General features: G+C 56.2%; 20 protein-coding genes and 1 pseudogene. 14 read left to right on the top strand and 7 right to left on the bottom strand.

Annotation, left to right across the window (positions count from 1 at the left end; all coding sequences use genetic code 11):
• The first annotated feature begins 32 nt into the window (after nucleotides 1-32).
• On the top strand, nucleotides 33-1,268 hold the full coding sequence (locus C469_RS12950) for a glycosyltransferase family 2 protein (protein ID WP_008007304.1): 1,236 nt from the start codon (nucleotides 33-35) through the stop codon (nucleotides 1,266-1,268).
• Nucleotides 1,269-1,363: 95 nt separating this feature from the next.
• Here the strand turns inward: C469_RS12950 and C469_RS12945 are convergent, their stop codons facing one another.
• The 3 genes from C469_RS12945 to C469_RS12935 all read right to left on the bottom strand — a co-directional run bounded on the left by C469_RS12945 (nucleotide 1,364) and on the right by C469_RS12935 (nucleotide 3,627).
• Complete coding sequence (locus C469_RS12945; RefSeq protein WP_008007303.1) at nucleotides 1,364-1,807, bottom strand: hypothetical protein; 444 nt, start codon at nucleotides 1,805-1,807, stop codon at nucleotides 1,364-1,366.
• Nucleotides 1,808-2,422, bottom strand: a complete 615-nt coding sequence (locus C469_RS17535; protein ID WP_008007302.1) for a DUF7342 family protein — start codon at nucleotides 2,420-2,422, stop codon at nucleotides 1,808-1,810. It lies immediately after the preceding gene.
• Between the two features lie 65 nt (nucleotides 2,423-2,487).
• On the bottom strand, nucleotides 2,488-3,627 hold the full coding sequence (locus tag C469_RS12935) for a glycosyltransferase family 4 protein (protein ID WP_049911428.1): 1,140 nt from the start codon (nucleotides 3,625-3,627) through the stop codon (nucleotides 2,488-2,490).
• A gap of 499 nt (nucleotides 3,628-4,126) precedes the next feature.
• Between C469_RS12935 and C469_RS12930 the strand changes: the two genes are divergently transcribed.
• The 9 genes from C469_RS12930 (at nucleotide 4,127) to C469_RS16870 (ending at nucleotide 13,691) form a co-directional block, all read left to right on the top strand.
• A complete protein-coding gene (locus C469_RS12930; RefSeq protein ID WP_008007300.1) occupies nucleotides 4,127-4,660 on the top strand; it encodes a hypothetical protein in 534 nt (177 codons plus the stop codon).
• Nucleotides 4,653-5,165, top strand: a complete 513-nt coding sequence (locus tag C469_RS12925) for a metal-dependent hydrolase (RefSeq protein WP_008007299.1) — start codon at nucleotides 4,653-4,655, stop codon at nucleotides 5,163-5,165. Before C469_RS12930 ends, C469_RS12925 begins: the two co-directional genes overlap by 8 nt.
• 48 nt (nucleotides 5,166-5,213) lie before the next feature.
• Nucleotides 5,214-6,476, top strand: a complete 1,263-nt coding sequence (locus tag C469_RS12920) for a sulfatase (protein WP_008007298.1) — start codon at nucleotides 5,214-5,216, stop codon at nucleotides 6,474-6,476.
• Between the two features lie 109 nt (nucleotides 6,477-6,585).
• A complete protein-coding gene (locus C469_RS12915) occupies nucleotides 6,586-6,798 on the top strand; it encodes a hypothetical protein (RefSeq protein WP_008007297.1) in 213 nt (70 codons plus the stop codon).
• Nucleotides 6,799-6,826: 28 nt separating this feature from the next.
• Nucleotides 6,827-8,035: a sulfatase-like hydrolase/transferase gene (locus C469_RS12910; protein ID WP_008007295.1), complete on the top strand. Its 1,209-nt coding sequence runs from the start codon at nucleotides 6,827-6,829 to the stop codon at nucleotides 8,033-8,035.
• Between the two features lie 123 nt (nucleotides 8,036-8,158).
• Entirely contained in the window at nucleotides 8,159-9,283 is a 1,125-nt protein-coding gene (locus C469_RS12905; protein WP_008007291.1) for a glycosyltransferase family 4 protein, read from the top strand.
• Between the two features lie 79 nt (nucleotides 9,284-9,362).
• Nucleotides 9,363-10,472, top strand: a complete 1,110-nt coding sequence (locus C469_RS12900; RefSeq protein WP_008007289.1) for an alkaline phosphatase family protein — start codon at nucleotides 9,363-9,365, stop codon at nucleotides 10,470-10,472.
• A 34-nt stretch (nucleotides 10,473-10,506) separates the two neighbouring features.
• Nucleotides 10,507-11,739: a sulfatase-like hydrolase/transferase gene (locus C469_RS16445; protein WP_082230151.1), complete on the top strand. Its 1,233-nt coding sequence runs from the start codon at nucleotides 10,507-10,509 to the stop codon at nucleotides 11,737-11,739.
• 332 nt (nucleotides 11,740-12,071) lie between these two features.
• Nucleotides 12,072-13,691, top strand: coding sequence for a hypothetical protein (locus C469_RS16870; RefSeq protein ID WP_147587308.1), 1,620 nt, complete (start codon nucleotides 12,072-12,074; stop codon nucleotides 13,689-13,691).
• Between the two features lie 46 nt (nucleotides 13,692-13,737).
• Here the strand turns inward: C469_RS16870 and C469_RS16440 are convergent, their stop codons facing one another.
• Entirely contained in the window at nucleotides 13,738-14,409 is a 672-nt protein-coding gene (locus C469_RS16440; RefSeq protein WP_008007285.1) for a glycosyltransferase family 2 protein, read from the bottom strand.
• Between the two features lie 85 nt (nucleotides 14,410-14,494).
• Between C469_RS16440 and C469_RS12885 the strand changes: the two genes are divergently transcribed.
• Nucleotides 14,495-15,412 (top strand): hypothetical protein, encoded by a 918-nt coding sequence (locus C469_RS12885; RefSeq protein WP_008007283.1) that lies wholly within the window; start codon nucleotides 14,495-14,497, stop codon nucleotides 15,410-15,412.
• Nucleotides 15,413-15,455: 43 nt separating this feature from the next.
• The gene (locus C469_RS12880; protein ID WP_008007281.1) at nucleotides 15,456-16,700 is read left to right on the top strand and encodes a glycosyltransferase family 61 protein; all 1,245 of its coding nucleotides are present in this window, start codon (nucleotides 15,456-15,458) and stop codon (nucleotides 16,698-16,700) included.
• Nucleotides 16,701-17,720: 1,020 nt separating this feature from the next.
• Here the strand turns inward: C469_RS12880 and C469_RS17770 are convergent.
• Entirely contained in the window at nucleotides 17,721-17,966 is a 246-nt protein-coding gene (locus C469_RS17770; RefSeq protein ID WP_082230150.1) for a DDE-type integrase/transposase/recombinase, read from the bottom strand.
• 263 nt (nucleotides 17,967-18,229) lie between these two features.
• Here C469_RS17770 and C469_RS16865 point away from each other — a divergent pair, with 263 nt between their 5' ends.
• Nucleotides 18,230-19,246 carry a polysaccharide pyruvyl transferase family protein gene (locus C469_RS16865; protein WP_147587307.1) on the top strand — a complete coding sequence of 339 codons (1,017 nt, stop codon included), beginning with the start codon at nucleotides 18,230-18,232 and terminating at the stop codon, nucleotides 19,244-19,246.
• A gap of 263 nt (nucleotides 19,247-19,509) precedes the next feature.
• Nucleotides 19,510-20,409 carry a hypothetical protein gene (locus tag C469_RS16860; RefSeq protein ID WP_147587306.1) on the top strand — a complete coding sequence of 300 codons (900 nt, stop codon included), beginning with the start codon at nucleotides 19,510-19,512 and terminating at the stop codon, nucleotides 20,407-20,409.
• An 11-nt stretch (nucleotides 20,410-20,420) separates the two neighbouring features.
• Here C469_RS16860 and C469_RS16855 read toward each other — a convergent pair whose 3' ends face one another.
• Together C469_RS16855 and C469_RS17690 are read right to left on the bottom strand one after the other, a co-directional pair.
• Nucleotides 20,421-21,308, bottom strand: a complete 888-nt coding sequence (locus tag C469_RS16855) for a hypothetical protein (RefSeq protein WP_147587305.1) — start codon at nucleotides 21,306-21,308, stop codon at nucleotides 20,421-20,423.
• A gap of 316 nt (nucleotides 21,309-21,624) precedes the next feature.
• A pseudogene (locus tag C469_RS17690) lies at nucleotides 21,625-21,708 on the bottom strand (IS6 family transposase); the annotation flags it as partial.

Genomic DNA, 21,708 nt, shown 5'->3' with positions numbered 1-21,708 from the left:
TAGTTAGGTAATGTCAATCCAGAAGACGCTGAATGGCAACGTCAACCGACGTTCACGACGGCGAGACAGACGACCGGGCAGCCGGAGCCGCGGCGACGGCGACCCACGAACGCGGCTCCGCCGACGACCTCCTCGTCGGCCCCGATTCGGAGACGACACCTCGACTGAGCGTCGTGATGCCCACGCTCAACGAGGAGGAGGGTATCGAGACGTGTATCAGCTGGATCCGGACCGCGATCGAGGAGCTGCAGATCCCGACCGAGATCGTCGTCAGCGACAGCTCGACGGACCAAACCCCCCAGATCGCCCGCGAGATGGGCGCGGTCGTCGTCGAGCCCGACGGGACGGGGTACGGCTACGCGTACCGGTACGCGTTCGAGCGGGCGCGCGGCGACTACATCGCCATGGGCGACGCGGACACCACGTACGACTTCACGCAGATCCCGCGGCTCTTAGACCACCTCGAGGAGACCGGCGCGGACATGGTGATGGGGAGCCGGCTCGACGGCGAGATCCGCGACGGCGCGATGCCGACGCTGCACCAACACATCGGCAACCCGCTGTTGACGCGGTTCCTGAACACCTTCTACCGAGCGGGCGTGAGCGACGCCCACAGCGGGTTCCGAGTGTTCACCCGCGAGGCGTACGAGGCGATGGACCTCGAAACGACCGGGATGGAGTTCGCCTCCGAGATGATCATGGACGCCGGCGCCCGGGACCTCGAGATCGAGGAGGTCCCGATCGTCTACCACGAGCGGGAGGGCGAGGAGACGCTCGACAGCTTCCGCGACGGGTGGCGACACGTCAGGTTCATGCTCGTGAACGCGCCGGCGTACCTGTTCTCGATCCCCGGCCTGTTGCTCACGCTGTTCGGCGCGCTCGTGATGGGGATCGGACACACGGGAACGCCGATCAACGGCGTCGGCCTCGGAATCAACTCGATGATCGCCGGCAGCCTGTTCACGATCCTCGGCATCCAAGTCGGGTCGCTCGGCGTCTTCGCCAGCGTCGCGAGCGACCCGATCAAGAGCCCGTCCGACTCGGTCACCAACTGGATCACCGAGCACGCGACGCTCGAACGCGGGGCAACGATCGGTCTCCTCGTGTTCACCGGCGGGGCCGTGTACGCGACCTGGCTGGTGGTGCAGTGGACCCTGAGCGGGTTCGGCGCGGTCCCGTTCACGCCGAGCGCACTGATCGCGTTCACGTCGGTCGTCATCGGCGTCCAGCTCGTGTTCTCGTCGTTCTTCTTGAGCGCCGTGAACTGACGCGGTCGCGGCCCGGAGTTTTTTGTCAGCCTCGCGGCGAGTGCCGCGTCCTCTCTGTACCCGTTGGAGTCGTGTGAACCGGGCCCAGTCTCCGATTAGGGTGGGTTCTCGGCCATGTTGAGGGAGACAGTCTCTCCGGTTTCATAGGCGCGTCGCCAGAGTTGGTGGACAGCTCGAGCTACGAGTCTCGGTTCTGTTACCTCGATACAGGACACCGTTACGGAATCGGCGTCGGGCGAGTGGTGGAAATGTCGATCCGGGGCATCGGGTTTTGGATGATGGTCGAACCGGAAGTCGAGACCGTTCTCGTCCGTGTGGTGGACGCTGTAGCACCCCGTTTGATACCAGCGGATGTCGAACCGACACCACGTTGCGTCAGCGATGCCGTCGGCGAGGTGGATTCGTAGTTCGGTCGGGTCAAGCAGGCTGTCGAAGCTAGCGTCGTCGACGAGCCCATCGAGTGCGAGGAACTCCTCTCGGATCTCTTCGAGAGCTGCGATGTCGAGCGACCCGACATCCCCCTCGATGTCTTCGTCCATCTACGCGGTGGTGCGTGAGGCTTCGTCATCGAATGCACCACGCTCTCGGCGCTCGGTTGTGGACTCAGCGATGCGCACTGCGGCTGCGTGGCTATCGTCGGGGTCGAACCCGTAGAGCGCGAGCGCGGCCTGTGCAATCTCGAGGTTCTGCTCGATCTGGCGCCAGCGCGCGACATCAACCCAGCCGTCGTCGCCCGCGTCGAGCACGAGGGTGAGTTCGTCGATCGTTCCGACCTCGTGGGTCTCCTTGATGTTCGCGCGCTCTTCTTGGAGCTCCTTGATCGATTTGCGGATCTCGGCTTTCGTGTGTTCGCGGTGGATCGCGGCGATACGACGCATCGCGAGCATCTGGGGGGCGCGCATGTACTGACTGCCGGTGTCAGTGTTGATGCGCTTGACACGACCGTCCGCAGCCATCGTCGAGAGATACTTGCGCGCCGTCGGCGGGCTGACGCGGGCGCGATCGGCGATCTCCTCGGCGGATTGCGGCTCGGTCGTAACGGTAACGACCTGTCGCATCCGGTCGAATGCCGTCGTGTCGTCAGTCCACTGCTCGATAACGGCCTCGTTGACGTCGCCCTCCCAGAGATTCTCCGGGGGATCGCTGGTAGGCATAGTGATGGGTACGTGGTCACGTGTAAAATATCTTTGCTAGAGAAAACAATAGTTGGGTAGAGTCATCACCACGCGCCGTCGATCGCGCGCCGATAGGCCGTTTCCGCCTGCGCGCCGATCGCGTCCCAGTCGTACTGCTCGGCGTGGTCGGCGGGTGACGCCGGCGGTCGGGCGCCACCCAGCGCGGCGTCGAGTCGCTCCGCGAGCGCGTCGACCGTGGGCTCGACGAGGAAGCCGGCGTCGGCGATGACCTCGTCGGCGGCCGACTCCGGGTGATCGGCCGCGATCACGGTGCAGTCCGCGGCCATCGCCTCGAGGAAGGTGATCCCGAACCCCTCGCGGGTGCTCGGCGACGCGAACACGTCGGCGGCCCGCATGTGTCCGAGCACGTCCTCGTAGTCGTCGAGGAAGCCGAGGAAGTCGACGCGGTCCGGGTGCGCGAGCGCGTCGCGCGTGGCTTCGAGTCGCTCGCGCTCGGGGCCGTCGCCGATGACCCCCAGCGTGGCGTCGTGGTCGGCGGCGACCGCGTCGAACGCCTCCATGAGCACGTCGACGTTCTTGTGCTCGATGAGTCGGCCCGCGAAGAGCGCGTCGTAGCCTTGGCCGGGAAGCGGCGCGGTGCGGACCTGCTCGACGTCGATCCCGTTCGGGACGATCTCGATGTCGTCGCGGTCGGGACCGATGGCGGCGAGCCGGTCGGCCGTGATCGCCGAGATCGCGGTCGGGTGTTGCGGCGTCCGCGCGGTGACGCGCTCGGTGACCTTGCCGAACGGCGCGAGGCGCCCGAGGTACTCCTCCCAGTAGTCGCCCCAGACCTCGTGCCAGGTCGTGACGACGGGCGTGTCCGTCCGCAGGCTCGCGAGCTTCGTCGAGAGGACCGGGAAGTACGGGAAGACGCTGGCGACGACCACGTCGTGTTCGTCGTTCCGGAGGCGCCTGCGGAGGGGCGGGAGCGCGCGGACCGCGAAGTCGATCGCCTCGGTGATGGAGCGCCGATCCCCCTCGTAGAGGTCTGCCTCGGGCGCGACCGCGCGGAGCGTCATCCCCTCGTGGGTGATCTCCGCGGGGCCGTCCCAGAAGTGCCGGCCGTACACGGTGACCTCGTGGCCCCGATCGGCGAGGCGCGTGCCGATCTCGTGGATGCGCTTTTCGGCGCCTCCCTTTATAAACGGAAAAATCACATTACTAACAAAAGCGATGCGCATTGTCAAGTGATTGTAGCGTCGCGGGGTGGCATCTTGAACACGGCGCTTCGGGAGTATCTTTCAATTCGCGAATTAATTGAACGGGTTGTCGGCCGTCTCTAGTCGAGTGATGTTCTCGAGCCCGTGGAGGAGGTGATTAGATCACTCGTTCGTACAACAACGTCGCGTTCGTCATTCGGAGCTGTTTTTGTAGTGTTGGAGTGCACGGATCGCAAAGTCGAGGGCTTGTGATGGAGCGTCGATCCTCCGCGTAGCGGCCCGTTTCGGGCGCAACTATCGAAGGGTTATCCCCGTGGTGATCACGCGGGTCTATCCCGAAATTGCCGTCAGTACAGGGGGCCTCGTGGCCTTGATCGGCGAGGCAGGTACCGATCTCGTGGATCGTTTTCGGCGTTACCGATTCTGTACGAGCGGATACCGTTCGAGACAAAACGGATTCATATTCGTAGCGTTTCAATTCCAGGTTATTTATTAAATGATTCCAAACGATAGTTGTCTGATGTTCGAAACCGCGCGCGCTCGCATCGCGCTTGTCTGCCTGCTGTTGCTCGGACAGGCGGCACTCTTCCCGCTGTACGCAGTCCAGCCCGTCAACGAAGACGCGTGGGAGCTCGCCGACGAAACGGAGTTCCTGGACGACCCCGATCGCTATCTCGACGGCCCGGTTGAGTCCGGTGGGATCGTCCAGGACACCGATCCAGTGGTCATCCGCGTCGAGACGATAGACGGGACGGACCGAGTCACGATCACCGGCGCGACGATCGAACCGGAACCGGGTGACAAGGTCCGGGTGTACGGCACGCTGGTGGATCGGACCACTATCGACGCGCACAACGCCTTCGTCGTCCCACAACAGGGCCGGTGGTACGCGTGGGGGATCTCGTTTCTGGCCGGGTTATGGGTACTCACTCGGTTACTTCGTCACTGGACGATGGAGTGGTCGACGTTGGGATTCGAACCGCGAACGGAACCGCTGACGGTTCGGAAGGGAGTAGCGTGGGTTCAGCGGCGGTGGGGGTCGAACGATGCCTGACCTGCTGGCGCACGTCTTCATCGCGTACGGCCTCTGTCGAGTCGCGTCTTGGCGCGTCGAGTGGCTCACCACCCCGTACGTCACCCTCGGGATGGTCGGAGCGTTCATCCCCGACATCGTAAAGATCGATCTCGCCCTTCCGAGCGAGACCGTCGAAGGGCTGCTCGGTGTGCCGTTCGACTGGGGGAGTCTAGCCACCGGTGGGGGGACGTTGCTGAGCGTGTGTATCGGACTCGTGCTACTGGGTTCGAGCGAACGCCGCCGGGGCGGGCTTCTCCTCGGCGTCGGCGCAGGGAGTCACCTGCTCGCCGACAGCCTGTTACTGACGCCGACCGGTCGCTCGGTCCAGCTCGTCTGGCCGCTCTCACAGTACCGAGTCCCGAGTCCGGGGCTGTATCTGAGCACCCAGCCGGAGCCGATGTTCCTGACGGGTGCGATCGCGCTTCTGATCTGGGGCGTCCATCGGTATCGAACGCGAGAGCCGAAACTCGGTGACGCCTCGTAAACTCCGAGCCCGACACGTTCAAGTTGACCGACTGTCAGAATCAGGTGTATGACTGACTCACCGCGGAACGTCGTTCTCCTCTCCGCGGACGCGCTCCGTGCGGACCACCTCTCCTCGTACGGCTACCACCGCGAGACCTCGCCGGTCCTCGACGACCTGGCCGAGGAGGCGATCCGGTTCGAGAACGCCTACAGCGCGAGCTCGCACACCCGGGAGGCGGTGCCCGCGCTGTTGACGGGCGAGTACCCGGACGTCGCGGTCGACGACGGGTATCGGCTCGCGACGGAAACGGTGGCGTCGACGCTCTCAGAGGAGGGGTTCGCGACCGCCGGATTCCACTCGAACCCGTTCGTCTCGCGGGCGTACGGGTTCGACGAAGGGTTCGACCACTTCGACGACGACCTCCATCTCGGCCAGCACAAGCTGGTCGCGCTCGCCCAGCGGGCGTGGGACAAGCTCCGGAACCGGCACTACGCGCGGGCCGAGGAGATCAACGAGCGGTCGCTGTCGTGGCTGGACTCGGTGGACGACGACGAGCCGTTCTTCCTGTGGAACCACTACATGGACACCCACGGGCCCTACGAGCCGCCCGGGGAGTACGCGACGCTATACGCCGACGAGTCGGTGTCCGGACGGGAGGCGCAGTCGCTGTACCAGCGCGCGATCAAGGACCCGGAGTCGATCACGGACGACGAGCGCGAGCTGCTGATCGACCTATACGACGCCGAGATCCGGTACAACGACGCCAAGATCGGGGAGTTCCTGGAGGCGCTCCGGGAGCGCGACCTGTTGGAAGAGTCGCTGTTGATCGTCACCGCGGACCACGGCGACGCCTTCGGCGAGCACGGCTACTACGAACACCCGCGGTACCTCCACGACGAGATCACCAAGGTGCCGCTGTACGTGCGGCCGCCAGGTGGTCGTGGCGAGGAGGTTGCGACGACCGCGAGCACGCTGGACGTGGCCGCGACGATCGAGGCGATAGTCGGTGTGGATGAGGCGGGAGACGGTGTGTCGTTGTTTGAGGAGTTCCCGGACGACCGGACGGTATTCTGCCAGGCGCGCGGCGAGGACGAGCACAGCCATCTCCGGCGGTACGCGTCACGGATTGCCGGGGGCAAGTGTTTCTGCGAGCGCGACCGGGAGTCGGGGACGATCGAGTTCGGGGGGTGTGCGGGGTCGGCGTTGCGTGAGGAGTTGGAAGAGCACGTCGACGAGCGGGTCCGCGTCGAGAACGGGGAGTCGGTCGAGGACGATGGGGAGGTCGACGAGGAGATCGAACGGCGGCTCGATGCCTTGGGATACAAATGAGCGACTCGAAGAATTTCACAGCGAAAGACGCGGACGAGATGACGCACAGAACGGTCACACGGGATATATACGCGCAGATCACTCGACCGAACGAGTCGGATCACCACACATGACTGACCTAACTGTTTCTGAGGACCTCGCGGACCGCATCGAAACACGCATTCAAGACACGGAGTTCGAAACCGTCGATGAGTATGCGGAGTTCGTGCTCTCGGAAGTGGTGACGCGCGTCGAGCGGGAAGCAGACCGGTCCGCAGAATCGTCGACTTCGAGAGAAGGGGTTCAGGAGCGGCTCGAGTCGCTCGGCTACTTGGAGGAGTGACGTGGCGGGAGATAAGCGGAATCTCGTCATGGTCACGGCGGACAGCCTTCGTGCGGACCACTGTGGGTTCGTGAACGCCGAGTCGGATCTGACGCCGGCGATCGAGCGGCTCGCCGACGAGGGGGTCTCGTTCACGCAAGCGGTCGCGCCCGGCCCTCGAACGCCGTCATCGGTGCCCGTGTTCTTCACGGGAGAGTTCATGACCGACGACGAGTCGTGGACGATGGCGGACTGGCAGGGTCGGCAAGAACGGATCGGCGAGCACATGCGGCGGTTCACCCACCTGAGCGAGCGGCTCCAGCGTCAGGGGTACGAGACCGCGGCGTTCACCGCGAATCCGTGGACGACCAGGGAGAGCAGCTTCGATCTCGGGTTCGACGAGTTCACCGAGATCAGCGCGGACAGTCCGGACGTCTCGGCGAAACACCTCTCGGACTCGACGCTGTTCAAGCTCGCAGATACGGGGATCGAGACCCTTCCCGGGGATCCCTTCGGATGGAGTTCGAAGAAGGAGTGGTTCTCACAGTGGCCCGGATCGTTCGATCTGGTCGAGGAGGCGATTTCCGACCTCCCCGAGCCGTTCTTCCTCTGGGTGTTCATCTTGGACTCCCACCAGCCGTACATCACGCCGCGACGGTACCGCGAGGAGTCCGCGGCGTGGGAGATGTACTACGCAATCTTACGCTACTGGCAGGGCGAGACCGCCGATGAAGAGCTGCCGGAGCGCGCCCGCGAGCTGATCGGCGGCGCGTACCGGGACGCGGTCCGGTCGGTCGACGCGTTCGTGGACGCGATCCACGGAGCGACCCGAGATCGCGACCCGATCACGGTGTTCACCTCCGACCACGGCGAGGCGATCGGCGAACACGGGAACTTCGGCCACGAGCAGACGCTGTTCGAGGAGAACCTCCGGGTGCCGCTGTTCGTTCACGGGCTCGACGCGTCGGCAACGGTCGACGAGCTGTCTCTCATACACATCTCTGATGNGAGATCACACGCGACGGTTTGTGATCTCGAAGACCGAGAACAACCGGACGCGATCGGTCCGAACGTCCCGTTGGAAGTTCGTCAGCGACGTCGAGACCGGAGCGGAGCGGCTCTACGATCTCGCTGCGGATCCAGACGAGACGACCGACGTTCGGGCCGAGTATCCGGAGGTCGGGTCGCTGTTCGCGGACCTGCTCGATCGACACGAGACGACCCAAACGGAGAAAGCGACGATCGAGGCGGCGACTAGCGACCTGCTCGCAACGGAGGGATCGCTGTGAGCGAGGAAGTGGATGTGGTGGGTAGAAATGACGGGGACAGCGGCGGGGAGCGTGACACCGACGATCCGCTTCGAATCTGTCTGATCACGAAGATGTACCCGCCTCGGACGGGCGGCGGGGCGACGTACGCGTACGAGCTCGCGAACGCGCTCGGCGAGCTCGGCCACGACGTCGACGTGTACACGCAGGCGGTGTCCGAGGCGGACGAGTCGGTCGAGACACACCCCAACGTCGACGTGACCCGGCTCACGAAGGCTCGGCCGCTCGTCGTGTTCTCGACAGTGTACTTCAGCATCGCGTGTCGGCTCCGGATCGACTTCGAGGGGTACGACGTGATCCACGGGACGTTGATGCCGGCCTCGACGATCGCGTTCGGGCCGTGGTTCGTCAAGGGGTTAGACGCGCCGCTGGTGTTGACGAGTCACGGCACGTCCTACGACGAGGCGCGGTCGGTGGACCCGGACGGGGTCGCCGACTACCTGTTTCGGTACTTCTTCCATCCGGTGAACGTGGCCATGGACGCGGTGAGCGGGCGCTGCGCGGACCACATTATCGCGGTGAGCGACCACACGCGCGAGCAGTTGCGGGACCTGTACCGATTCGACGAGGCGAAGCTCACGACCGTGCCGCCGGGGATCGACACGGAGCGGTTTCGGCCGACGGAAGAGGGACATCCAGCCGTGGACGAGTCGAAGCGGACGGTCCTCGTGGTGAGCCGACTCGATCCGCGGAAGGGGATCGACAAGGCGATCCGGGCGTTCGCGCAGTTGGATCGGGACGACACCGAGCTGTTGATCGGTGGGACCGGACGACTGGAGGCGTCGCTCCGGGAGCTAGCGACCGAGCTCGGCGTGGCCGATCGCGTTCGGTTCCTCGGGTTCGTTCCCGACGAGGAACTGCCGTCGCTGTACTCCTCGGTGGACCTGTTCGTGTTGCCCTCGGAGTACGAGGGGTTCGGGATCGTGTTCATGGAGGCGATGGCGTGTGGAACGCCCGTGATCGGAACCGACGTGGGTGGTATTCCGACCGCGATCGACGACGGCGAGACGGGCTACTTGGTACCGAAGAACGGGGTCGAGGAGTTAGCGGAGCGGATCGATGACTCTCTCCACGACCCGGTTGCGTATGACCGGTTGGCGAGTAACGCTCGCGAGTGGGCAGAAGCCCACGACTGGAACACTATCGCGGCTCGCGTCAAAGAGGTCTATCGATCGTGATATATCGTAGACGGTACGGACAAAAAGCGTGGTATATTCGTTAATTCTAAGACGGGGGTTATGTTAGACAGACACAACGATGGACGTGTTAGTTGTCGGATGGGATGCTGCGACCGAGAAACATCTCTCTCGGTTCGATCTCCCGTTCTGGGAGTCACTTCCACACGGAGGTGGACTCCTCCCTGAGTACCCGTTCGACGAGGCAGGGTACATCAGTAGCGCAAACGCGTGGACGACGCTCTCGACGGGAGCGTCGTTCGAAGAGCACGGAATGCTCGGGTTCGTGTACGGTCCGTACTCCAATCATCCGGCCTCGAACCTCATAACGAAAATTGCCACTCAACAGTGGCTCCCGCCGTTGCTCCGCCGTATCATGATCGGGCGGGTGTTGGGAACGGTCGGTTCGGGCGAGAAGGGATCGAAGGGCGAAAAGATCGACAGTACGGATATCGGTTTCAAGCGCATCTGGGAGTACTTGGACGGTGACGGACTCATATACGGACTCCCCCTAACGTATCCGACGTGGGAGACGAACGGCGTGATGGTGTCGGGGATTCCGGCACCGAAACCCTCCGAAGCGTCGAGCCCTGTCGTCTATCCGAGCGAGTACGAGGAGTTCGTGTACGACGACGAGAACGCGGGCTACTACGTCGACATGAACTCACCAGTCAATGATTCGTCAGTTGCTGAAGAGCCATATTGTACTACTCACCAATCTCGGATGGAAGCGAACGCGCGCAAGTACGTCGAGCTCTACGAGGAGACGGAATCCGATCAGGACTTCGAGTTCGGATTCCTGATGCTGCGGGGACTCGACGACATCATGCACGCGACGACGGATATGGACATCCTCGAGGAGTCGTACGAATTGATCGACACGCTGACTGCCGATGTCGTTGATGCGATCGATCCGGACGCGACGCTCGTGCTCTCGGACCACGGAATGCGTCCAGCATCGGACTACCGGTTCGACAAGGACATGCGGATGGATCACGACACGAGACAGGGGGTCTGGGGCGCGACGGAGCCACTCGATCTGGAGCGACATCTCGATGTCGTTCCGGCACTGTTGGAGTATCTGGGTGTTGAAGAGATCGTTCCACAAGACCGTGGGGCGGTCGATCTGGTGATGCCGGAGTCAGATCGGGGTGCAGTACAAGAGCGACTCGAAGACCTCGGGTACGCTTGAAAATGGACACCCACAACGAATTTAACCAAGGTTCATGACTCAGGATATCATTCTCGTGACGATCGATGCACTCCGTCACGACATGGTCGACCACATGCCGAACGTTACAGAGGCGTTCAGTGACGGGATTCAAACGGATGCCGTCACTGCGGGAGCTGCGACCAACTGGGTCTTTCCCGCAATTCTGAGCGGATCGTACTATACGAAGACATACGATGATTCTGGATTGGTACGCGACGACGTTCGATCGCTCCCGGATCTTCTCGGTGAAAACGAATACAGTACTGGGGCATTTCTGGCATTCAATCCGTATCTCAATAAGTGGCGGAACCGATTCGACGAATTCTGGAACGGCGGGTTGTCGGGAACGGACGAAGAGTGGCATACAAACTCGGTAATGAAATGGCTGAACCGCGGGTATCGAACCGCACTTCTCCGAAAACGGGTTTCAGCGACTGAAGTTCTCGACCGCGCAGAACGATGGTACGATCAGCAGTCCGGTCCGCGGTTTCTCTGGGTACATTTGATGGAACCGCACAAACCGTACTATCCGGGCTTACGACGAGGAGCAGATGTCGGATTGATTCGATCGTATAGTTCCATTATTGAGTACCAGCGCCACGGAGACGACACTGCACAGCGGCACATGGACGTACAACATCGATTGTACAGACAGTGTGTCGAGCGAATGGATTCGGAACTGCCACGCCTGTTCGAGTTCATTGATGATGACGCTGCTGTTATCGTTACCGGTGATCACGGCGACGAGTTCGATCACGGTCACTACGGTCATGAGCGCCTGTACGACGAATGTGTGAGAGTACCGTTCTTTTCGAAGAACCTGCCTGCCGATCAAGGAACTGATCCCGTCCGTCAGATCGACATCCCCGGAACGTTGCTTTCGGTAGCGGACCAACCTGTTCCAGATGAATGGAACGGTGACAGACTAACCGCAGGTCGGACCGCGTATATGATGACTCCCCGCCCATCTACCGAGACGTTCCAATGTGCAGTACGTACGCCCGATCGAAAATTGATTAAAACGTTTGATCGAAACACTGGTGAAAACGTACGAAACGAGTGTTACCAACTGGAGACCGATCCACAGGAGCGAGCTAATGAGTATGGGTCTGTCGATGTATCGGAACTCGAAACCGAGCTGGACCGATTCATGCGTGAACACAAACACGCATTGTCGATGGACCTTCAGACGGGCAGCAGCTCGGACGCCGTGAATGAACGACTGAAAAATCTCGGATATAAATGAGAAGAGATCTGATCCGGGCAGTATCTGTCGTAGCACTGTGTCTGTGTCCGGTGGTGAGTTAGATGCGGTATCACATCCGTGGGCTTCGATGGGTACGTAATGCGTCTCCATTTATCGCGCTCGTTTTCGGTGCGTGTCTTCTCTACGTCTTTGTACAACGAGGGTTCTGGTCGATTGTCGGACCGATCGCCGGGTTCACCGTTGGATCCCTATTTATGCTTATTTGGGCAGTAATACGGCCCTGGTTCAAAAATAAAAACAAACAACCTATCGAATCAGCTCAACTTCCCGTACAAGTACCGGTTATTGTGACGTGTATATATATCGTGTTGATGATCTGGGTCTTTCGCTTTACGTTACATCAGCGTCCAGTTGCCCAGTACGTCTTTTTCGGAGGGTTTGCGGGATTCATTGGATATCAGATCGCCGGTGGGGCTTCTCGATCTCGAGTTATTCCACAAATCCTAGTTCTCTCATTTCTCACATTCTGGAGCGTTCAATTCTTGTTTCCGGCAGGGATGTTCGCTATCGATACGTATTATGGATATATTCCACAAATCGAAGGAATCCTCAGAATTGGGTATTATGATGACACGGGTGCATATATGGGCCATCTCATTCATACCGGTCTGTTTGCCAGACTCACTGGATTTGATCCACAGACTGCGTATTTTGTACTTGCAACGTCATTATTGACGGGGACGATCCTCGTTCTTTCGATACTTGATCGGGCATTATCAGCTCTCTCAAGGGAGGTCGCCCTTTTTGCTGCGCTCATTTTCTCGATATCTAGTTGGACAATCGGCCGAGGAATGCACCCAAATAAGCTCAATTATTTCTATCCACTGATAGTTTTGTTCGGAATCACTGCCATTCATCTGTATAAATCCGGTCGAATACCGAAATCAATGATTCGCCGGTGGTTCATCGCTGGTATAGCCATTATTCCGGCCGTGGTATTTGGTCACAGATTCAGTGCCGGAGCAGCACTGCTACTTCTGTTCGCAATCTTTGGGTACGCTGTAATAGCTCGACGTGTCTTCGCAGATGAGTACGATCTCGTGTCGCGAAGGCTTCTCGGGCCATTTGTAGCGGTATACTTTCTAGCAGTTATTGGAAATCCGCTCCATCAGGGGCCCTTGGCTGGTCGCCTCTCAAGCCTAATCACCTCTATTGTTATTCCATCCGAACAAGGAGGAGGATCAGGAGGTCCAGGTAGGTTCTCCGAGCTTGCGATCGATGTACTAATCGCTAGTACAGCGGCACAGACGATCGTCTTTGCCCTCGCTGTCATCGGCTCGATCTGGATGTTTCAGCGGCGGAAGTGGGAATACGATCTCGTCCTCTTCTGGCTCGTCTGCCTAGGGGCACTTCTCGCGGTCGCCCTCTTACGGAACTCGGTCGATACGGCACCGCAACGGTTCTACGGTGTTCTGATGTTGTTCGGGTTTAATATCGCGATCGCAGTCGCATTCGATGTCGCGAGGAAACGGGAGTTACAGATATTTGGAGATACGTCGATCAATTGGAGCAGACTCATCGTCACCAGTCTCGTCGTATTGCTCGCGGTCTCCAGCCTCGCCTCCCCAATAGCGGAACGGGCCACGTCGCCAGTAAGTGACGAAATCCCCGATATCAGGCAGTTCGATACAAATTCAATAACGGAAGGTGATCAGTGGTCTGAGCAGTATGCCGTAAACGAGTCACGTATTGTCGCTCCGACCAGTGACGTACCGATAGATAGGATAAGTCCAGCACGAGGTGTCGCCAATCGCACGGGTATCGGTGCCGAAACACTGGTCGTGTATTCGGAATGGTCCCACAGGAGGGGGGTTGGGATATCGGGTGGGCTAACTATCGGAGGACGTACGTACGTGTTCGTTCCATCACCAGAGCGACCGTCAGATAATCGGGTATATCAGAACGGCGGGACGACAGCGTTCTATGCGTAGCTGGATCTCACCGTGGCTGATTTCAGGAAGTAAATATAATACTGTGCTAGAACAGTGCCCTGAGTAGGTGTTGACCCCACACGCTCCTGTTCAATAGCAAGAATACGTCTTTTCTCGTGCTGTCAGGTAATCGATCCCGATATCGATCAGGATACCTGTGAAATAATTCAATCTCCTGATCGATTCTCAAATCGGTTCTCGGAGCTGGGGGATGCACCATAACAACAGAATCGGCATAGATACATCGTCCATGTCCATCTTCCTCAAGTCTCCATCCGAACTCCGTATCGTCCCGCCATCCAGCGTATTCCTCATCCCATCCGCCAACACGTAAGGCCTCCTCCCGCCGGACAGCCATATTACAACCCCGGTAGAGACCAGTCCCTGTATAGTCCATCCCGCCTTGAACAGGACCCTCAACACAAATGATGTCCGCTTCAAATGCCGAGTAGATGTTGTCTAACCAGTCCTCTGGGGGTGAAACATCATCATCTGTGTGCGCAACGATATCCGCTTTCGCTTCACGGAGTCCAATATTCCGGGCTTCACAACGTCGGTCTGTCGGTTCGTTGTCTACAACGACCACGATCTCCCACTCCCTTGGGAACGACTGGTTTTTCAATTTCTCTACAACGTCAGAATGGTCCGTAGACGGAATCGTGGCTAGAACGACGGATATCGACGGATCCGGCCCCGACTGCCAGCGTTCAACTTCCATACCCGGATATATTTCTCTTGGGTCATAAGTTCTGTAGAGTCAAATCCCGAAGCGTATTTATCCACTGACACGTGAGGGTGAAGTGATGGACTTAGGAGAGCTCATCTCCAAAGGGATCCGGAATCCCACGCAAATCCCGACCTGGCTCTACTTTCGTCTTCAGGGGGTTTACGACGAGTTCGTTTTCACGCCACGACAGTCGAGACATCTCTTCGACGAGGATTGGGACGTCGCCGTCATTCTGGACGCGTGTCGGTACGACCTCGCTGCGGACCGGATCTCATCTCATTCGATCGGATTCGGGAAACCCGAGAAGGTGACAAGCGTGAGCTCGTGGTCGCCCGATTGGATACGACGAACCTTCGGGTCCGCTCCGGAAGACCTACTCGAAGAGACGGCGTACATCACGGGGAACGTATTTACGAACGAACTCCCGAAATCCCAACTCGGGGACGTCGATCGAGTCTGGCAGTACGGGTGGGACGAAGAGCTCGAAACCGTTCCGCCGAGACCGATAACCGACCGTGCGATAACCGCAATCAGGGAGGGGGAGTTCGATCGGTACGTCGTTCATTACATGCAGCCACACCTGCCGCCGATCGGAAAACACGCCGATCGGTTCACGGGGTTCAGTCCACAGGAGGGAGAACCCGGAGAAGAGCGAGAAGAGGCCGAGTGGGCGGCAGTGAAGTCCGGAGCCATCGCCCCCGACACCGCACGGGAGGCGTATCGGGAGAACCTGGATCCGGTGCTCGACGATCTGGAGCTACTGCTCGACAATATCGACGCACGCGAGGTCGTGGTTACGGCCGACCACGGCAACTATCTGGGTGAAAAAGGACGCTGGGGGCATCCGCGCGATCACATCCACCCCGCGGTCCGAGAGGTCCCGTGGTGGAAGACGACGGCTACCGACAGCGACACGTACACGCCGGAAAGTTACGACACCGAGGAGGAAGAGACGGATCGAGACGAGAAGTTGGAAGCGCTCGGTTATCTCTGAATCGCTCGTACGGGATCAAACAACGTTCTTCTAACGATAACAGATGAAGAATCAGTCAATCCTCCGAGATATCCGACGACATTACCAAAAAAACGGCGCCCGTTCGCTTGTTCGCTCAACGTTCAATCATCCCGTATTCGCCGACTGGCCAGTCGTCGGACACGCGATCAACTCCGCGTATCCCCGATACCTCGTTACGTCGGACGAGCTCAAATCGGAGTACTGTACCACGTACGAGGAGCTTGCGGAGGATCTCGACGGTCTCCACTACGGACTCAACGAAGAGATCGCACCGCTCCAGGACGATCCGTCGCTCGAATACAACTATTATCCCAGATTTTCGTTCGAACAACCGTTCGTGGCATCGGTCCCAGACGTCACCGTCGCCGGAGAGTTTCCGATCGCGATAGCGGACGACGGAAAAGTGCTCGTCGACACGCTCAACTCGTTCACAGACGGGGCTGGCTGGCGTACTGGGGGCGCAATCAAGCAGGCGATATCCGGCTCGCCGATCACCGTCGGTACAGCACTTCTTCGCGGACGGGCTCCGACGTCGAAGCGAGCGATCCCCGTTGCGGCGATCGTCAACGGATACTGGGGGAACTTCTACCACTGGACGCTCGAAGAGCTGCTGAAACTTCGCGGAATCAAGCAGTACGAACGACGGACCGGACGCGACGTTCCGTTACTTATCCCGTCGGATCCGAAATCGTACGTCACCGAATCGCTGCGTTTGCTCGGGTACGACGATGCCGACTACATCGAGTGGGATGGAGAGCCCTTACACGTGGACCGCCTGATCGTTCCGTCGTTCCCCGATCCGACGCCACTCGCGATGGAGTGGCTCAGAAACGAGGCTACTGATGGACTGGATCTATCGGACGATACCGGTCCGGACTGGGTGTACGTTTCGAGACAGAACGCGGACACTCGACGCGTCGCGAACTACGCCGAAATACAGCCCGTACTCGAAGAGTACGGGATAGAGCCTGTCGAATGTGAGACCCTCTCGTTAGACGAACAGATCCGTCTGTTCAGTAGTGTCGAGGGAATTGTCGGACCCCACGGTGCGGGGCTGACGGGACTGGTATGGAGTTCGGACCTCGACGTCGTCGAAATATTCAACAACGTTGTGAAGGGTCCATACTACGTGTTAGCACACGTTCTCGGTCACGACTATACGGCGCTCTCCGGGGAGCCCGTCGGAGACATACCCAACGGAAGGGAGAGAGACATTCGGGTTGATTCGAGAAGATTTCGGGATGTTCTTAGTCAAATAGTCTGTTGAAGTGTCAGAATGTCATTTGATCAACTATGATGGCTGTAACAGCATCACTCAATTCTTTATGCCACGAATGAATCTCTCTCCAGATCCATCCCGTGAGAATAGCGTCTCAACATCAAAACCATGAGAATCGATTAAATCAAGCACACCGGCCTTTGTCTCGCCGTATTCTGTCACTTGATCATGGACCTCGCAATACACAAGACGGCATGTCGTATTGGAAAGTGTGTCAGACAATCCGTTGAGCACATCGTGCTCAGCCCCCCCCCTCGTACATCGATTTTGAGAATGTTTGGGGTAAGGACCTCCCCATTGGCGACAAGTCAATCTCCTTCGGCAGTATCCGCTGTGAATGTTCCTTTGCTCCCCTCTGATTCTGGGACGATGAGGTACCCGAATCCAATAGATCCTATCATATTTGATAGATTTTCAGATCGGGTTGGGACTGAAATACCGTTTCTGTCGATATTCCGATTTAACGCCGCTCGTCGTACCGGATGTGTTCAAAAGCTACGATGTTACCATCTCCAATAACATCACCTGACAAATAGGTATAGAGGCCTTTATCCGCCCCTACGTCCCAGAATACATCAAAAAGTCAAGCCTAGAAATAAGGTCTACAATCATTTCGTGTTCGTCCGGTTCATTTCCGGGTATTACCGTTTCCGAATATGTGGCTTCCGCGTCTGCTGCTGAGATCGTCAAGTCTCCTGCAAGAACTTCAGTCGTCCGTTGATGGAGATGTCGGAGTGCACATTTAATCTGAGAGAATCAAGCAACTCCTGGGATACAGAATGGGTGAATAATCGTTGATATAAAGTTTAGACATTGTGCGTAGTATATGATTCAATTGTTATAATTTTTTGGCTATTTCTGAACAAGGGTGTCAAGGTTAGATGATGGCATTGTGAAGAGCTGCGAAGACTTTGACCTAGCGATCTACTGATTTCCAGGAGCTATGGTGGGGGAACCGGCTATAGAAGAGCCTGGTTCGGTACTTGAGAAGGCCGAACCAAGCTTCGACTAGAGACCGTTCCCCCACGTTTCACGACGTGATTCACAGCGATTGAGGTCATTGAGCGCCCAGTTGTACCACGGTCCGCGATCCACGAGAACAACTGGTTCACCGAGACACCGCTTGAGAACTTGTTTGACGAACAGCAAGGCGTCGAGGTAAGATCGCCCGGGAGAAACCTCGATTTGGATGAGTTCAAACGTCTCCACATCGACTGCGGCCCAGACGTAGACCTCGGTCTCTTCGACTTTCAGTTTGGTCTCATAGCGACGGTCGAATGGTAGTCGGAATCCGGTTCAAATAGGTACGCCAAGCGGTGATATCACTGGCGCACGGCCCCAAATGAGTGCCCGGCTAACCGCTCAGCGCGCCGATACGAGAGCTCAACACGGTACAAAGATGGGCTTAGGACGCTATCATAATGTACATCTCATTGGACGTAAGAGATTTTACTAAACAAATGTTAATGTAAATTTCACTCGAAATATTTTAGTATTTCTTTGTGGTCTGACACCGTATGGGTACGAAGAAAATAGGTGTCCTTCACATTCCATTCTATAATGTTGGTGAGGAAGTTGTCTATCGTGGAGGCGAGAACCTCCTCAGAGAAGCCTTTCCAGATGCCACACTCGTCCCCATCAGTGGTTATTCCGCGTGGGCTGCCGATCGCCGCGAACGGCGGAGTCTCTGGTATGGCATCAAACAAAAATTAGGGCTTCCTGTCTCGTACGACCACTACTCATCAAGGAAGTTCGCCGACCTATATTCGAATACGGACTTCGACTTATTCGTGGCTGTTGGGTGTTTTCTTCTTCCCGCTCAGATCGAACTCCATCGATACCTCTTCGACAAATGCAAACGAAACGATACTCCTATCGTCTTGTTGGGAACAGGCAGTCTGAGCTACGATCAAGAGTCGGTTTCATTCGCCCGTGACTTTCTTGAATCGTACCCCGTACGCGCTATGATTACACGGGATGCCACCGCATACACTAATTACCAAGACTGCGTGGACTTTGCACACGATGGTATAGATTGTGGATTTTTTATCGACGACTGGTATTCCCCACCAGACTTGGAAAAATCCTTCGTGGCGTATACCTTTGACAAACGAGAGCAACCAGAACATCTTGAACCAGGACCTAATACAGTCACTGCTAGCCATCGACCATATGATGATCCTTTCCGAGGTACAGGTCGGCGCGTACTCCGAGATTTCTTCGGTCGCCAGTTGGGTCGGCCGACACCGAAGCTTAATTCTGACGACTTGTTCATCTCGGATAGTCTGCGTGAGTATCTCCACCTCTACAAGAATGCTGAAATGACGCATTCCGATCGCATCCACGCATGTGTCCCCACGCTTGTATACGGTGGGACGGCGCAACTTCATATTGATACTGACCGAGATCTCCTATTCGATGGATACGTAAGTGGTGAAATAACAGAAGGCGCCACAATCAGAAGGGAAGCCGTTGATGAAGCAAAGCAAACACAACGGGACGAGCTCAAGTACATCCGAAATGAAATAGTCTGACCATTAAGTGAATAATAACATCTGAAATAAATTAACACAGACAAATATTCGGAATAATCGTTGGTATTAGAGAAAATTGAGAGTGTATTCACTGCTACAACGATCGTTCTCCAATCGTGGGTTCCCAGTGGAACTAACATTTTTCATGTTCTGTTAAAATACTCAGTAGTTGGTAGTTGGTAGTTTCTACACACCAATCACTCAGTACAACATACCCATGTACAAAGCATTTTATATCAGTTATCATCTAATATACTAGCATCATGGTATCAGAAGGAATACTGTATATAGCAACCGGCGAAAAGTATCTTGACCAAGCAAAGCTTTCAGCGAAGACTGTAAATAGGCATACAGAACTTCCTATTGCCGTTGTTTCTCACCGATCAGTTGAAGATGAGGTTTTTGACTACACAATAGTTGCTGAAGATCCGGAAGATTCGTTTGCAGACAAACCGAAATACATCACTAAGTCCCCATTTGAACGTACACTTTACTTTGACACCGATATATTTCTAATAGCTAATATCACTGAACTACTTGAAATGCTTGATCATGCCGATGTTGCCACGGCGATTGATCCCTATGAATGGGAACATCGAGTAGCCAAACATTATTCATTTAGTGAGGTGCCCGAGAGCGTCCCGATCTTTCAAACAGGTGTAATTGCCTACAAGGATACTGATCAAACCCGAGAGCTATTTGAAAATTGGTATGATATTCATATGGACTGCGCGATTGAGCGAGATCAAGCCTCTTTCAGGCCTGCTCTCTATCAAACAGACGTTCAATACATTTCATTTTCACACAATTACAATTTCCCAGTTAACTGGCCAATCCACGCTGTCGGTGAAGTGAAAATTCTTCACTCCAACTATATCAAAGATTTAGAGACGCTCAAAACACTCTCGAACCGGATTAATGGGTCAAGCGATATACGTAGTTTCTACGGGTCTGGGGATCCATCATCCATTCAAGGGGCAGGATTCACTATTTCTGTCCCAACATCAACAATAGGCAATGCCATTGCACAATCAATCACTGTTCCAGTCAAATATCTAATCAAATTGAAAAGACTTGGCAAATTCACACTACAATCTGCAAAAGAAGAAGGGATTTGGACTACCACAAGAAAAGCAATAAATTCTATTCGTGCTAAAAAATAAGAGAGCTAGTCTTAAATAGATCTGTCGCTTCTGTCTACATATTTTTTATAATAATACTTGGCTCTCTCAAACTGGCCTGTCGCTTGTAGCCAATCTTCTATAGGGAGAATTTGATTCAGATGGTAAATGGATCTAACAAGTAGCGAATTATTGCCGAATACAACATCTTTGTGACCTCTTCGATACAACTTATCTCTCCATATACAACGGAGAACCTCTACTTCGTTTATTTCGTTTAAAAACTCAGAGTTACTAATAAGCCTTCGATGATGAATTATCTTTACTTTATTAGACGCAGATGCACCTGGGCCTCTAAAATTATACTCCCGAGGTAAAATCGAATAAGAGATGTCGCTTTCATATAGCGCTTTACGGAAAGATGGTTGATTCAGTAGCCTTTTTTTAGGGTTCCTATCCTTGTCATCCGGAAAGCCACTCTTCAAATATATATTGTATATTTCTTCCCATTTTTCAAACAAATTTCTAACTTCTTTAGAATTTCCATAAGCAACCACACCCGTATTTAGCTCGGGGAATGAATCTGGAATGTCATCAAATTCAACAACATCAACAGGGGAACGAGCCACTGCAATATCTACCCGATTCAATAACTCAAATAATGGAGAAATATCTCCAACGATCGCGGTATCACTATCAATAAATACAGTCTTTTCGTAAGGAGATTCAGAAATATATTTAACTTTATCTCCGAGATCATTTCGGAATCCGTCTTTTCGAATTACATTATCAAATGGAAGTTCATCTCTCGCATCAAATTCCTCATCTGCCGGTGTGATTAGAGTAGATGATATGTCATAGGTGTTTAAGTTAGATGCAGATGAAATCGCCTCGTCAATATATTGTTGTCCCGACGCAATATACAGCACACCAATGTTCATATCAGTACACTATTTCAAAAGGAGTTAAATATAATGTTTAGATCGAGAGGATGTCAAGGTGAGATGATGGCATTCTGGGTCGAATAGGTGCGCCAAGCGGTGATACCACTGGCACACGACCTCGTATGAACGCCCGACTACCCGCTCAACGCGCCGATATGAGAGACCGGCATGATACAAAAGCGCCGCTTCGATGCACTGTTCCGTCGGCGTATATTCACACGAAAAGACTTCTTGATCGCTTGCTTTCGCAACCACGCGGTCGAGCATCTTCGAGTCACCAACTCAACCATGCTCGGCCGCACTCTTGGTCGCGTTAAGTTTGTCGTGAATTGTGGTAGACGGCGACGGCTTCAAGCCAGTTTTGAGCTGTCTCTAGCGTGACATGGCTAAAGCTATT

The sequence above is a fragment of the Halorubrum lipolyticum DSM 21995 genome (assembly GCF_000337375.1).
Classification (GTDB): domain Archaea; phylum Halobacteriota; class Halobacteria; order Halobacteriales; family Haloferacaceae; genus Halorubrum; species Halorubrum lipolyticum.
The sequence above is the reverse complement of the archived record's forward strand: the minus strand, read 5'-3'. Positions and strand labels throughout refer to the sequence as shown.

Excerpts from the sequence above, each read along its gene's own strand:
- C469_RS16445 (WP_082230151.1), top strand. The coding sequence starts at position 10,507 with ATGACTCAGGATATCATTCTCGTGACGATCGATGCACTCCGTCACGAC.
- C469_RS12945 (WP_008007303.1), bottom strand. The coding sequence starts at position 1,807 with ATGGACGAAGACATCGAGGGGGATGTCGGGTCGCTCGACATCGCAGCT.
- C469_RS16440 (WP_008007285.1), bottom strand. The coding sequence starts at position 14,409 with ATGGAAGTTGAACGCTGGCAGTCGGGGCCGGATCCGTCGATATCCGTC.
- C469_RS12880 (WP_008007281.1), top strand. The coding sequence starts at position 15,456 with ATGAAGAATCAGTCAATCCTCCGAGATATCCGACGACATTACCAAAAA.
- C469_RS12885 (WP_008007283.1), top strand. The coding sequence starts at position 14,495 with ATGGACTTAGGAGAGCTCATCTCCAAAGGGATCCGGAATCCCACGCAA.
- C469_RS16855 (WP_147587305.1), bottom strand. The coding sequence starts at position 21,308 with ATGAACATTGGTGTGCTGTATATTGCGTCGGGACAACAATATATTGAC.
- C469_RS12915 (WP_008007297.1), top strand. The coding sequence starts at position 6,586 with ATGACTGACCTAACTGTTTCTGAGGACCTCGCGGACCGCATCGAAACA.
- C469_RS17535 (WP_008007302.1), bottom strand. The coding sequence starts at position 2,422 with ATGCCTACCAGCGATCCCCCGGAGAATCTCTGGGAGGGCGACGTCAAC.
- C469_RS12920 (WP_008007298.1), top strand. The coding sequence starts at position 5,214 with ATGACTGACTCACCGCGGAACGTCGTTCTCCTCTCCGCGGACGCGCTC.
- C469_RS16870 (WP_147587308.1), top strand. The coding sequence starts at position 12,072 with ATGATCTGGGTCTTTCGCTTTACGTTACATCAGCGTCCAGTTGCCCAG.
- C469_RS12935 (WP_049911428.1), bottom strand. The coding sequence starts at position 3,627 with ATGCGCATCGCTTTTGTTAGTAATGTGATTTTTCCGTTTATAAAGGGA.
- C469_RS12950 (WP_008007304.1), top strand. The coding sequence starts at position 33 with ATGGCAACGTCAACCGACGTTCACGACGGCGAGACAGACGACCGGGCA.
- C469_RS12900 (WP_008007289.1), top strand. The coding sequence starts at position 9,363 with ATGGACGTGTTAGTTGTCGGATGGGATGCTGCGACCGAGAAACATCTC.
- C469_RS16865 (WP_147587307.1), top strand. The coding sequence starts at position 18,230 with ATGGGTACGAAGAAAATAGGTGTCCTTCACATTCCATTCTATAATGTT.
- C469_RS12925 (WP_008007299.1), top strand. The coding sequence starts at position 4,653 with ATGCCTGACCTGCTGGCGCACGTCTTCATCGCGTACGGCCTCTGTCGA.
- C469_RS12930 (WP_008007300.1), top strand. The coding sequence starts at position 4,127 with ATGTTCGAAACCGCGCGCGCTCGCATCGCGCTTGTCTGCCTGCTGTTG.
- C469_RS12905 (WP_008007291.1), top strand. The coding sequence starts at position 8,159 with ATGTACCCGCCTCGGACGGGCGGCGGGGCGACGTACGCGTACGAGCTC.
- C469_RS16860 (WP_147587306.1), top strand. The coding sequence starts at position 19,510 with ATGGTATCAGAAGGAATACTGTATATAGCAACCGGCGAAAAGTATCTT.